This window comes from bacterium (assembly GCA_040755755.1).
In the GTDB taxonomy this organism is placed as follows: domain Bacteria; phylum SZUA-182; class SZUA-182; order DTGQ01; family DTGQ01; genus DTGQ01.
Window position 1 is genome coordinate 65,703 of the sequence record JBFLZW010000031.1, and the last position, 12,652, is coordinate 78,354.

Sequence of the window (12,652 nt, forward strand, 5' to 3'; positions counted from 1 at the left end):
CTCAATTCTTCACTTTACTGTTTCTTATTATTACCTGCCCTGCAATCTCCTGCACCTTCTCAGGCAGCCTGGCATAGCCATTGCCGGATTGGGTAGATTACCTGCAAGATAGGCCGAAATGACATCCTCGGCTTCGCCGGCGATGAACGGTATTATCCGGATGCCGTATGCTGCCAGTAAGTTGGACAGACATCGGGAAATGGCTCCGCAGAGCAGCGTTTCCACTTTCATGTCAGCCAATCTGCCTGCCCTTCGAAGCGGATCATTGTCATCCAGTACCTGCCTGTTTCTGGCGATAACGGTTCCATTCTCGATGTCCAAAATAAGGATCTGCCGGGATACATCGAAAACCGGCGAAACCCTTCCATTCCAGATTGCCAGGGCTGTTCTCATGGTGCATTCTCTCCAGTATCACTTCCGAAGAGTAAGCATCTGATGTGCCAGCTTGAGGAGAATACAAAACGAGGCAGGTAAGTAAAGCAATTACAAATGGTTCACAAGTTTTTTACTGACTGGTAAGGCATCATGCGCTGTCTTTTCAGTCGCAGGGATGCGACCCTATGCACGAATGAAGTTGCTTCTCTGCTACTGTGCTACTGCTCGAAGCGATGGCGTCCATCTTTTTCAGGAAGGATAATGCCGAGCGCCTTGATCTTGCGAAACAGGGTGCTCTTGTGCATACCCAGCTCACGCGCTGCCGCCAGACGGTTAAAGCGGTTTCGCTGGAGAGCTTCCCGGATTGCCTGGGCTTCGACCGTCCGGATAGCGGTAGTTATTTCGCCCGCACTGGAAGGCAGGGGATCGCGGGCGATGAATTCATCCGGGAGATGGCAGAGCTCGATCCGGTCCTGATCGCAGAGAACAAAGGCATATTCGATGATATTTTCCAGTTCGCGGATATTGCCGGGATAGTCGTGGGCCATAAGAAAGGCCATTACCTGCGGGCTGACGCCGGGGATGGATTTACCCTGCGTGCGGTTGAATCGCGATACGAAATGCTCCACCAGAAGAGGGATATCCTCTTTGCGTTTTCGCAAGGGAGGAAGATCCATCCTGACCACGTTGATCCGATAGTACAGATCCTGCCGGAAAGCACCTTTCTTGACCTGTGCGGCAAGGTTGCGGTTGGTGGCGGCGATCACCCGGACATTGGCTTTTACGGATGCCGTACCACCGAGGGGTTCATAGACTCTTTCCTGCAATACCCGCAGCAGCCGGATCTGCAAAGCCTGACTCACCTCGGCGATTTCATCCAGAAAGAGCGTCCCCCCTTCGGCCAGGGCAAAACGGCCTGGTTTATCTTTATCCGCTCCGGTGAAAGCACCTGCCTTGTAGCCAAAGAGCTCCGATTCCAGAAGGGTATCGGGCAGCGCACCGCAATTGATGGCCACGAAGGGGTTATTGCGCCGGGGGCTGAGATTGTGCAGCGTGCGGGCCAGAAGCTCCTTGCCGGACCCTGTCTCTCCCTGAATGAGGACGGTACTGTCACTTGCCGACACCTGGGGCAGGACATCGAATATCCTGCGCATCGAGGTGCTGCGGCTCACCAGGTCACCCGCCTGGAAGCGGCCTTCCAGTTCTTTGCGAAGCTCCTCGACCAGGCTCAGGTCACGGAAGGTTTCCGCACCACCGATTACCTGCCCCCTTTCGTTTCGCAAAAGAGCCGTAGACAGACTGATGGGAATGCGCCTTCCTCCGGCATCAACGATAAAGGCGGACCTGTTGATGATCGGAATTCCCGTTTCCAGGGTGCATCGCAGGGCACAATCCACTTCGCACATGCTGGAGCGAAAGACCTCCGAGCACAGCCTGCCGATGGCTTCCTCGCGGTCAATCCCCATGATTTCCTCCGCGGCACGGTTGAAGGAGGTAATCCGCCAGCTACTGTCCACGGTAAATACCCCGTCGGAAATACTCTCCAGGATGATTTCAGTCGGGTTGGAAGTACTCTGTTGTATCGTTATTTTGCTCTTTTCATGCAGCTTTCTCATGGCATGTACTATCCTTCATCAAGGGCTGAAAAGAAAAAGGCGGCGGATCCGCTTCCACAGCTTTTTTTTCCTGATCTCACGGATAGCCTGGCGGGCGGCCTTCTCTCCTTCCTGGATACATTCTCTGGCCCGGGAAAAATCAGCCCAGTTAAACTCTCCCACTCTTGGGCAGATCAGCACATCAGCCTCCCGCAGTTGGTTATTCCGCAGGGAAAACAGGGTGATATCATAGGAGCGCATGACCACGTCGAGCCCGCTCTTCAAAGAATGCAGGGGCTTCAACCGGCTCTTGCCCACGTTGCAGGCTATGACCAGATCAGCTCCCAACTGGCGGGACGCATGGATGGGAACCAGACTGATGCAGCCCCCGTCAACCAGGGTTCTCCCGCCAATGCAGACCGGCGGCAGGATTGACGGTATGGCACAGGAGGCGGCGACAGCTTCCCGGATAAGCCCCTGACTTAAAATGATTTCCGTGCCTGATTCGATATCCGTGGCTACCAGATAGAGGGGTATACGGCTCTCCTGAAACCTGGCCTCACCAAAAAGATACGAGCTGTTCTCCCGGACAACGTCGGGAGAAATAAACGACAGCCTGGTCAATGACCGGCTGAAGAAAATACCCTTTTCCAGTAAGCCGGTGGGGATGACAGGCAGCAGCCATTTCCTGGGCTTGTTCCCGCTCTCCTCTGCACCCTCCCTGATAAAAGAATCTATCCGGAGTTTTTTAAACGGCTCGCTCTCGAGATACTCCAAAACTCTCTTCTCAAGACTGTCAGCCCTCGGGTCCAGAGCATAGAGCCCGCCGATAATGGCACCGATGCTGGTACCGACAAGCAGGTCGAATTGGAACCTCTCCTCTTCCAGCACCTTGAGAACCCCGATATGGGCCAGCCCCCGTGCAGCTCCACCTCCCAGGGCCAATGCAATTTTCATAGCCATCGATCGCTTTTCGAGCCAGCGGTTTGCTTGTTTATTTCTGGTTTTTGAGCCGCTTTTCCCGGTCAATGCGGGCTACCTGCTCCCGCACTGCCTCTGGCGGCGACCAGGACAAAAACATTCGTAAGCCAAGGATCAGTACAATAATGTCATCAATCCCCCCGATCACGGGTATGAGAAAACCCGGTATCAAATCGATAGGGCTGATGATATACAGGAAAATCCCTGCCAGGAATAATTTCAGATACACAGGGACCCGGCTATCCAGAAACAGGCGGTAAAAGAGCTTGAGAAAATCCGGCAGATGCCAGAGAAGCCGGAAGAGGTGCAAGGGATTAAGCAGTTGTAAACCAAAGGGATTTTCCAGCAATTTTTGCTCCTCTCCCCATATGATCACTCCCCTGCTCCGGCAAGGTTACGGCCTATGTAACGCTGCATCTCCTCTTCTCCTTCAGTATGTATATGGCCTTTGAGATAAAGATTCCAGTGGAGAGCAGCCTGCTCTTTTTTGCCCTGCTTCTCATAGGCCATGGCCAAGGCAGCCCGGCATTCCGGGTAATCGGGATTGATGGCCAGCGCCTTTTCAAACTCTCCCACAGCATCCGGCATATTTCCCTTCTCGGCATAGAGAGTCCCCAGATAGTAATGAAGGTCCGGATAATGAGGCTGAGCAGCAATTGCCTTGAGTATCATACTGATACTCTGATCGATCTCTCCCGCTTTCAGGTAAGTCAGGGCCAGGCTGATCATCGCCTGGACATAGCCGGGATTGATCTTGAGAGATTTGAGAAAGGTTTCGATAGCCCGCTGATGGAGACCCTTTTTAGCGTAATACATCCCAAGCTGATAGTGAAGGTCTGCATAGTTTGGATTTACCAGTACGGCCTTTTCGTAAAACAGGATGGTATTGGAGATAATGTCGTCGCCTTCAGTCAGTTGAACCGACGGGCCAAGAAGAGGCCGAGAGACATCAATTGGTGGAGCGGCAAAAACCCTTGAAAATTCTTCGAGTAATTTCTGATTGCAGTCGGTCTTCCGAAGCTCGCCGCCCCGGTCAGACAGGGAGCATTCCTCGATAAGGGCCATTTTTATCCTGGCTTCCCGGTAATGAGGATTAACTTCGAGCGCCTTCTGGAATTCCTTCATGGCTGCATTGAACCGGTGGGCAAGACCATGAATCGAACCAAGCAGGTAGTAGAAATCAGCATAGCGGGGATTAATTTCCAGGGCTTTCCGGTAGCATTCCGCGGCCTCGTTCAGGCGGCGGAGCTTAACATAGGTAAATCCCAGAAGGGAAATAGCCGCCGTATAGCGGGGATTGATTTCCAGCGCCCTGCGAAGCTCCTGTTCCGCCCGGTCAAATTCCCCAAGAGAGCACAAGCACTGTCCCAGATGGTAGTGAATGTCCGCGTAGTTGCCGCTGATCCGCGCGGCAGCAGCCAAATGCTCCACTGCCTTGTCGTACATCCCCAGGTGCTCGTATGCAAACCCCAGGTGCAGATAGGATTCCTTCAGATAAAAGAGAGAAAAGGTATGGAAAATACCTGCTTTTTTAGGCTGGGAAATGATTCTGCTGAATCCCTCGATAGCCTGTTCGAAATTTCCCTGCTCATAATGCCCGAGGGCTTGAGAATAGATGCTATTCTGGCCAAGAAACGGGAACTTGCCAACGATCTGGTTCATAGGATGAACTATAGAGTATCACCGGAAAAAAGTCAAGAGGAGGAGTCGGGATCAGCAAAAAGTTCAATATTCACCCGTTCGTAGTATAAATATGTTGGCCATTATGTCAGCCACCGGATTCATTCTCTGTCATTCCCGCCTCCGCTGGAATGACGGGATTGGAGGCTTGTGAGAGGTATTGGGTGGGGCAAGAGCCTGGAAGTACCTAAGATATTTGGTAGACACAAGCCCCACCCTCCATTCTACATTTAAGGTCAAGAAGAGCAATAGCTCAACACCTCTGGGTTTGTATCCCACCGAACACCTTGAATGGAGGGTGGGGCTTGTACCTACCGGACCCCATATCCTCCCATGCCCTGTAGCCCCACCGGATACCTGATAAATGAGAGCTCCAATTTGCGTTTGACCGAATAGTATCCATAGCGAACCTGCCGCTCTCTGTGTCTCTATGGTGTCCTTATGTCTTTGCCTTTGCCTCTGTCTTTGTCTTTCTTGAGTAATTGCTCATTGAAATAGTAATAATAGGGTTGATTTGGCCGAAGAGATTTGGTAAGGTAATGTGTAAGCAATTTAAGCTGAAAATGAACATAATTATCATCTTTTTCCGCACTTAAATTGAGTAATTATTATGCCTGATGAAGGAAGAAAAAGAGTCAGTATCGAGGGGGTCAAGCCGGAAATCGACGGCGGACGTTTTCCAATTAAAAGAGTTGCCGGAGAAAAGGTCATCGTGCAGGCGGATATCTTCGCCGATGGGCATGACTCGATTTCAGCCAATCTTTTATACCGCAAAGGAGCTGAAACCGACTGGCAGGAGACTCCCCTGCAATTCCTGGTCAATGACCGGTGGCAGGGAGAATTTGTGGTTGACGGTCCGGCTGTCTATTTCTACACGATCGAAGGCTGGATCGATCACTTCAAAACCTGGCAGAAAGACCTGAGAAAGAAATTCGAGGCCGGACAGGACTTACGGGTAGATATCCTCATCGGTATCGAACACCTTGAATCGGCCGCGAAGAGGGCTCCGGCGAGCGAAGCCGCAAGGCTCCTCGAATTTGCCGGTATTTTCAGAAACGCGACGGATGTTCAGACAGTGGTCTTGGCCGCTCTTGGCCGTGAGCTTGGCGAATTGATGGCCCAAAATCCCGACAAAAAATTGTCTACCCGCTACGGGCGGGAGCTCGAGGTTGTGGTCGATCGAAAGCGCGCTCTGTTCAGCTCCTGGTATGAGCGGTTTCCCCGCAGTTGTTCCCCGCAGCCTGATCGTCCGGGAACCTTGCGGGATTGTGAGCAGCTCATTCCGGAAATAGCCAAAATGGGCTTTGATGTTTTCTACCTTCCTCCCATTCATCCGATATCCGAAACCAGCCGCAAAGGCAGAAACAATTCGCCGAACGCCAGTCCAGGTGATGTCGGCAGCCCCTGGGCTATCGGATCAAAGGAAGGGGGGCATCGGGCGATTCACCCTCAGCTTGGGACGATGGAGGATTTTGAACGGCTGCTCAGGAGGGCTGAAAGCTTTGGAATAGAGATCGCCATGGATCTGGCCTTCCAGTGCGGCTGCGACCATCCTTACGTTCAGGAGCACCCTGAGTGGTTCAGATGGCGGCCTGACGGCACGGTTCAGTATGCCGAGAATCCTCCCAAAAAGTATGAGGATATCCTCCCGCTCAATTTTGAAACAGCCTCCTGGCAGATGCTCTGGGAGGAGCTGAAGGGGGTGGTGCTGTTCTGGATCGGGAAGGGAGTGCGGATCTTCCGGGTCGATAATCCCCATACCAAACCCTTTCCCTTTTGGGAGTGGCTGATCAGGGAAATTAAAAGGGATTACCCCGATGTTATTTTCCTGGCCGAGGCTTTCACCCGGCCAAAGCTCATGCAGCGCCTGGCCAAGCTTGGATTTACGCAAAGCTACACCTATTTCACCTGGAGAAACAGCCGGCATGAGTTGACCGCCTATCTCGAGGAACTGACTAAGACCGACATGGCCGAGTATTTCAGGCCGAACTTCTGGCCCAACACACCGGACATTCTCCCTGAGCACCTCCAGTATGGGGGAAGGCCGGCCTTTATCATCAGGCTTGTTCTGGCGGCAACCCTTTCTTCCAGCTATGGCGTCTACGGGCCTGCCTTTGAGCTGTGCGTGAGCGAGGGCCTGCCAGGCAGGGAAGAGTATGCGAACTCGGAAAAATACGAGATTAGATACTGGGGGGATTTGAGCCGGCAGGCGGGAAACCTGCGGGATTATCTGCGCAAGATCAACAGTATCAGGAGGGATAACCCGGCTCTGCAGACTACCCGGAACCTGCAATTTTACGAAACGGAGAACGAGTATCTCATTGCCTATGGGAAGGCCACCGATGACCTTTCCAATATCGTCCTGGTGGTGGTCAACCTCGACCCCTTCCATATCCAGTCCGGATGGGTAAAACTTCCCCTCTCCCAATTCGGCATAGGCCCGGACCAGCCATACCTGGTTCACGATCTGATCAGCGAGATCAAATATATCTGGTATGGCGAGAGAAATTATATAGAGCTTAATCCCAATCTTCTTCCTGCACATATTTTGAGAATCAGGAAGAGGCTGAAAAGAGAAACCGACTTCGATTATTTCGTGTGAGGAAGGGAATTGAAATCACGAAAAGCCGCTTACCTTGAAGAGGATCCCCTCTGGTATAAGGATGCGATCATTTATGAGCTCCATGTAAAGACCTTTTACGATAGCAATAATGACGGCATCGGAGATTTTCAGGGACTTACCCAGAAACTCGACCATCTGGCAAACCTTGGAATTACGGCTGTCTGGCTTCTCCCCTTTTATCCATCTCCCCTGAAGGATGATGGCTATGATATAGCCAATTATTTTGAAGTCCATCCTGATTATGGCACGCTGCGGGACTTCAAGGAATTTCTCAAGGAAGCCCATCGGCGGGGAATACGGGTCATTACCGAGCTTGTTTTAAACCACACTTCCGATCAGCATGACTGGTTTCAGAAGGCCCGAAGAGCAAAACCCGGCTCCAGATGGAGAAATTATTATGTCTGGGATTCACCGGAAAAGTATAAAGATGCCAGAATTATCTTTAAAGACTTCGAAACTTCCAACTGGGCCTGGGACCCTGTAGCCAAGGCTTACTACTGGCATCGTTTTTACTCCCATCAGCCGGATCTGAATTACAATCATCCGCATGTCCAGAAAAGCATGCTGCGGGTCATCGACTACTGGTTGAATATGGGTGTGGACGGGATGCGCCTTGATGCCGTTCCCTACCTTTATGAACGGGAGGGAACCAATTGCGAAAATCTGCCGGAAACCTATGAGTATCTGAAGAAACTGAGGTCGCATATCGACAGCAAGTTCAGAGGCAGGATGCTTCTGGCCGAGGCCAACCAGTGGCCGGAAGATGCGGTCAACTATTTCGGAAATGGTGACGAGTGTCATATGGCCTTTCATTTTCCGCTGATGCCCAGGATGTTCATGGCCATCCGGATGGAAAACCGGTATCCAATCATGGAAATCCTCAATCAGACCCCGGCGATCCCTGATGTCTGTCAGTGGGCGCTCTTTTTGAGGAATCACGATGAGCTTACCCTCGAAATGGTGACCGACGAGGAGCGGGACTATATGTACAGGATCTACGCCAAAGACCGCACGGCACGGATTAACCTCGGCATTCGAAGGCGTCTGGCACCGCTCCTTGGCAATGACAGAAAAAAGATAGAATTGATGAATTTTCTGCTCCTTTCCCTGCCGGGGACCCCGGTTATCTATTACGGGGATGAAATCGGCATGGGAGACAACTACTATCTGGGAGACAGAAACGGCGTCAGGACCCCGATGCAGTGGAGTGGAGACAGAAATGCCGGTTTCTCGCGGGCCAATCCCCAGAAACTCTACCTGCCGGTGATCATTGATCCTGAATACCATTATGAAGCCGTCAATGTGGAAAACCAGGACAGAAGCCAGGCTTCCCTGCTATGGTGGATGAAGCATTTTATCGCCATGAGAAACAATTTCAAGGCCTTTGGCCGGGGAACGATCGAATTCCTCTTTCCGGAGAATATGAAGGTTCTGGCCTTTATCCGGCAGTACCAGGATGAGAACATCCTGGTGGTCGTGAACCTGTCACGGCACCCGCAGCTCGTCGAGCTTGACCTGGCAAAGTATGCCGGGTATGTGCCGGTGGAGGCTTTCAGCAAGAATTCATTCATTGTTATTAAAAATCATCCCTACGCCCTGACCCTTGGATCGTATGGCTACTACCTGTTTCTGCTCCAGAGGCAGGAGGAGGGGGGGGCAGTCCGGACCCCGAGGATCCTGCCGGAAATCAAGGTAAGCTGGAAGTGGGAGATGGTTTTGGCCGGAAAAGCGGGGGAGGAGCTTGAGCGTGAAGTATTGCCGCTTTTCCTGAAAAGTGCCCGGTGGTTCGGAGGGAAGACCCGTCTGGTCCAGCAGGTCAAGATAGCCAGGGATATCCAGCTCGGCAAGGGCAGCCAGGTCACGCATCTTTTGTTCCTCGATGTTCAGTACACGGAAGGGGTGTCCGACCTCTATCTTCTTCCCCTCTCTTTTGCTCAGGCAGATCAGGCGCAAAAGATCCTGGAGGAGTCGCCTCAGGGGGTGGTGGCCAGGCTCGTGGTCGATGAGACGAGGGGAATCATCTATGACGGCATCTATAACGAGAAATTCCGCCAGGATCTTCTGATGATGATTGTCAGACGGTATAAAATCCGGGATAAGGAAGGGGAGGTGGCTGCCTATCCGGGGAAGGACCTTCGGGGTTCCATCAGGGGAATGCAATTACCTTCCGAATCCCAGGTACTGCGGGGTGAGCAGAGCAACTCGTCGATTATCTACGGGAACAGGTTTTTTCTCAAGCTGTTCAGGCGTCTTGAGGAGGGAATGAACTCGGAGCTCGAAATGCTGTGGTTCCTGACTGAAAAGCTATCCTGTCCTCATGTGCCGCCGTTTGCAGGAGTGATCGAGTATCGAAAGCCGCATGCCGAATCGACCATTCTGGCCATTCTTCAAGGGCTTGTGCCCAATGCAGGGGATGCCTGGAGCTATACTCTCGATGCTCTGGAGAGGTATTTTACCGGTGTCCTCTCGAAGTCAGGCGAGATTCAGGAGGTCCCGAAGGCTCCAGCTTCGCTCCTTGAGATAGCTTATCAGGAAATCCCTCCGCTCATGCAGGAGCTCATCTCGGGTTATCTTGAAATGATAAGCCTGCTGGGCACAAGAACCGGAGAGCTTCACCTTGCTCTGGCCTCGGACCCGGAAGATCCGTTTTTTGCGCTGGAACCCTATTCACTCCTTCACCAGAGGGCCATTTATCAGTCACTGCAAACCGGGGCTCAGCGGACTTTTCATCTTCTGGAAAAGAGCCTTGCACATCTGCCTGAGGATGAAAGGAACCTGGTGCAGGAGATCCTGAGCTTAAAGAAACAGGTGGTCAGTCTGTTCAAAGCCATTCTCCAGAAGAAGATCTCCGGCGGGAAGATCAGGATCCACGGGGATTACCATCTGGGCCAGGTGCTCTACACGGGAAAGGACTTTGCGATCATCGATTTTGAAGGCGAGCCGGCCCGGTCGTTGAGCGAGCGGCGATTGAAAAGGTCCCCCCTGCGGGATATAGCCGGTATGCTCAGATCGCTCCACTATGCAGCCTATACCGCTCTCTTGAAAAAAGCGCTGATCAGGGCTGAAGACAGGGTACAGCTTGAGCCCTGGGCTGACCTGTGGTACAAATATACGGGGGGTGCTTTCCTGAGATCGTATCTCGATACGGTCAAAGATGCACCCTTTATCCCCCGGGAAAAGAACGAGCTGCAGATCATGCTCAATGCCTTTCTCCTCGATAAGGCAATTTACGAGGTCAGATATGAATTGAACAACCGGCCAGAATGGCTGGCCATTCCCTTGCGGGGGATAAAACACCTGCTGGAGGAAAACAAGTAGCGGGGAGAAAAAATGAGAAAGGAGAGAGAGGGCGATGGATATCGGGAGCCTTTTGACTGAGAATGATATTTACCTGTTCAGGGAAGGGAGCCACTTTCGGCTCTATGATAAGCTCGGCTCTCATCTGGTAACCGTTGACGGAGTCAGCGGAGCGTACTTTGCGGTCTGGGCTCCGAATGCCGAGGGGGTTACGGTGATGGGAAAATTTAATGGCTGGAACCCGGATTCCCATTCTCTGGCCTTGAGAATGGATGGCTCAGGGATCTGGGAGGGCTTTATTCCCGGTATCGCTCATGGTGCTCCGTACAAGTATCATATCAGATCACGCTATCGGCATTACCGGGTCGATAAAGGAGACCCTTATGCCTTCCGCTGGGAGCCTGCGCCGGAAACAGCCTCGGTGGTCTGGGACCTCAAGTATGCATGGGGAGATGGCGAGTGGATGAAAAACCGCGCCGGGGCCAATGCCTTCAATGCACCCATGTCTATCTACGAGGTGCATCTTGGATCGTGGAGACGGGTTCCGGAAGAGGACGGGCGGTTTCTTACCTACCGGGAAATGGCTGAAAGCCTGGCTGATTACGTCGAGAAGATGGGTTTTACCCATGTCGAGTTTCTGCCGGTCATGGAGCATCCCTTCTATGGTTCCTGGGGATATCAGATCGTGGGCTTCTTTGCTCCGAGCAGCAGGTTCGGCACTCCGCAGGACTTCATGGCGATGGTCGATTACCTCCATCAGCGGGGGATAGGAGTTATCCTTGACTGGGTGCCTTCGCATTTTCCCGATAATATCCAGGGGCTGGTCTTCTTTGACGGCACTCACCTGTACGAGCATGCAGACCCACGGAAAGGATTTCATCCCGAATGGAAGAGCTATATCTTTAACTATGGCCGCCAGGAAGTCAGGGCATTCCTGATCAGTGCCGCACTCTTCTGGTTTGACAAGTATCATATCGACGGTCTCAGGGTGGATGCCGTAGCCTCCATGCTCTACCTGGACTATGCGCGCAAATGGGGTGAATGGATCCCGAACGAATTCGGCGGCAAGGAGAATATCGAGGCCATCAGCTTCATCAAACGGCTGAACGAGGCCATATACAGCGCATACCCCGATGTTCAGACCATTGCCGAAGAGTCGACCGCCTGGCCCATGGTTTCCCGTCCGACCTATATCGGCGGTCTGGGATTTGGTCTGAAGTGGAATATGGGCTGGATGCACGATACCCTGTCCTACTTTTCCAAGGACGCCGTTTACCGCAAGTACCATCAGGGCCAGCTCACGTTCAGTATCTGGTACGCCTTCTGGGAAAATTTCGTGCTTCCTCTCTCCCACGATGAGGTGGTATACGGGAAAGGCTCGCTGATCGGGAAAATGCCGGGGGACGACTGGCAGAAATTCGCCAACCTGCGGCTGTTATTCGGATATATGTATGGTCATCCGGGCAAGAAGCTTCTGTTCATGGGGGGAGAGTTTGCCCAGTGGCGGGAGTGGAACCACGATCTCAGCCTTGACTGGCACCTCCTCGAATATTTCCCTCATCAGGGAGTGCAAAAGTGGGTCGCGGACTTAAACCGCATGTATGCCACTGAACCGGCCCTTCACGAGCTGGACTTTTCCAGTGAAGGATTCGAATGGGTGGATTTTCACGATGCCGAATCGAGCGTCATCAGCTTCATCAGAAAAGGGAAAACCACCGGCGACCTGATCATGGCAGTCTGCAATTTCACCCCCGTGCCCCGGGAAAACTACCGGCTGGGAGTGCCGTGGAGCGGCATCTGGAAAGAGATCCTGAACAGCGATGCCAGGGTCTATGGCGGAAGCGGCCACGGAAACTTTGGCCAGGTTGAGGCCACACCGCTTCCTGCACACGGAAAAAGCTGCTCCCTATCCCTGCTCCTGCCTCCCCTGGGCATTATTTTCCTCAAGGGTGAGGAGAGTGAGAAATTTCAGTTGTAAAATGTAGGGGGGCTCTTCGCCCCACCAAACGCCACGCCGTCTACAGTATAGATCAGAGAGGGTAGTAAATTGAAAACCAGGGAATATATTGCCGAGGTCATGTTGGACGGCCATCTTTCTTTA

Annotated in this window: 8 protein-coding genes; 3 read left to right on the forward strand and 5 right to left on the reverse strand. The window is 52.6% G+C overall.

All coding sequences use genetic code 11. The annotated features are described in order from the left end of the window. Positions 1-30: 30 nt before the first annotated feature. The 5 genes from AB1611_10575 to AB1611_10595 all read right to left on the reverse strand — a co-directional run bounded on the left by AB1611_10575 (position 31) and on the right by AB1611_10595 (position 4,613). Positions 31-393 (reverse strand): NifB/NifX family molybdenum-iron cluster-binding protein, encoded by a 363-nt coding sequence (locus AB1611_10575; GenBank protein MEW6380034.1) that lies wholly within the window; start codon positions 391-393, stop codon positions 31-33. A 200-nt stretch (positions 394-593) separates the two neighbouring features. Then, complete coding sequence (locus tag AB1611_10580; GenBank protein MEW6380035.1) at positions 594-1,991, reverse strand: sigma 54-interacting transcriptional regulator; 1,398 nt, start codon at positions 1,989-1,991, stop codon at positions 594-596. Between the two features lie 18 nt (positions 1,992-2,009). Continuing rightward, positions 2,010-2,933, reverse strand: a complete 924-nt coding sequence (locus AB1611_10585) for a patatin-like phospholipase family protein (protein ID MEW6380036.1) — start codon at positions 2,931-2,933, stop codon at positions 2,010-2,012. Between the two features lie 31 nt (positions 2,934-2,964). Beyond that, entirely contained in the window at positions 2,965-3,327 is a 363-nt protein-coding gene (locus tag AB1611_10590) for a DUF1232 domain-containing protein (GenBank protein MEW6380037.1), read from the reverse strand. Further along, on the reverse strand, positions 3,324-4,613 hold the full coding sequence (locus AB1611_10595; GenBank protein ID MEW6380038.1) for a tetratricopeptide repeat protein: 1,290 nt from the start codon (positions 4,611-4,613) through the stop codon (positions 3,324-3,326). The genes AB1611_10590 and AB1611_10595 overlap by 4 nt, the downstream gene beginning before the upstream one ends. A gap of 628 nt (positions 4,614-5,241) precedes the next feature. On the opposite strand from AB1611_10595, the gene AB1611_10600 reads away from it, so the two are divergent. The 3 genes from AB1611_10600 to glgB are packed head-to-tail and all read left to right on the forward strand — an operon-like array spanning position 5,242 to position 12,529. Beyond that, positions 5,242-7,233 (forward strand): alpha-1,4-glucan--maltose-1-phosphate maltosyltransferase, encoded by a 1,992-nt coding sequence (locus tag AB1611_10600; GenBank protein MEW6380039.1) that lies wholly within the window; start codon positions 5,242-5,244, stop codon positions 7,231-7,233. Positions 7,234-7,242: 9 nt separating this feature from the next. Next, positions 7,243-10,572 (forward strand): maltose alpha-D-glucosyltransferase, encoded by a 3,330-nt coding sequence (gene treS / locus AB1611_10605; GenBank protein ID MEW6380040.1) that lies wholly within the window; start codon positions 7,243-7,245, stop codon positions 10,570-10,572. Positions 10,573-10,606: 34 nt separating this feature from the next. After that, on the forward strand, positions 10,607-12,529 hold the full coding sequence (glgB, locus tag AB1611_10610; GenBank protein MEW6380041.1) for a 1,4-alpha-glucan branching protein GlgB: 1,923 nt from the start codon (positions 10,607-10,609) through the stop codon (positions 12,527-12,529). Positions 12,530-12,652 lie beyond the last annotated feature (123 nt).

What these genes read in the sequence shown, in the direction of transcription:
- AB1611_10575 (MEW6380034.1), bottom strand. Translation starts at nt 393, where the DNA reads ATGAGAACAGCCCTGGCAATCTGGAATGGAAGGGTTTCGCCGGTTTTC.
- AB1611_10580 (MEW6380035.1), bottom strand. Translation starts at nt 1,991, where the DNA reads ATGAGAAAGCTGCATGAAAAGAGCAAAATAACGATACAACAGAGTACT.
- AB1611_10585 (MEW6380036.1), bottom strand. Translation starts at nt 2,933, where the DNA reads ATGGCTATGAAAATTGCATTGGCCCTGGGAGGTGGAGCTGCACGGGGG.
- AB1611_10595 (MEW6380038.1), bottom strand. Translation starts at nt 4,613, where the DNA reads ATGAACCAGATCGTTGGCAAGTTCCCGTTTCTTGGCCAGAATAGCATC.
- AB1611_10600 (MEW6380039.1), top strand. Translation starts at nt 5,242, where the DNA reads ATGCCTGATGAAGGAAGAAAAAGAGTCAGTATCGAGGGGGTCAAGCCG.
- glgB (MEW6380041.1), top strand. Translation starts at nt 10,607, where the DNA reads ATGGATATCGGGAGCCTTTTGACTGAGAATGATATTTACCTGTTCAGG.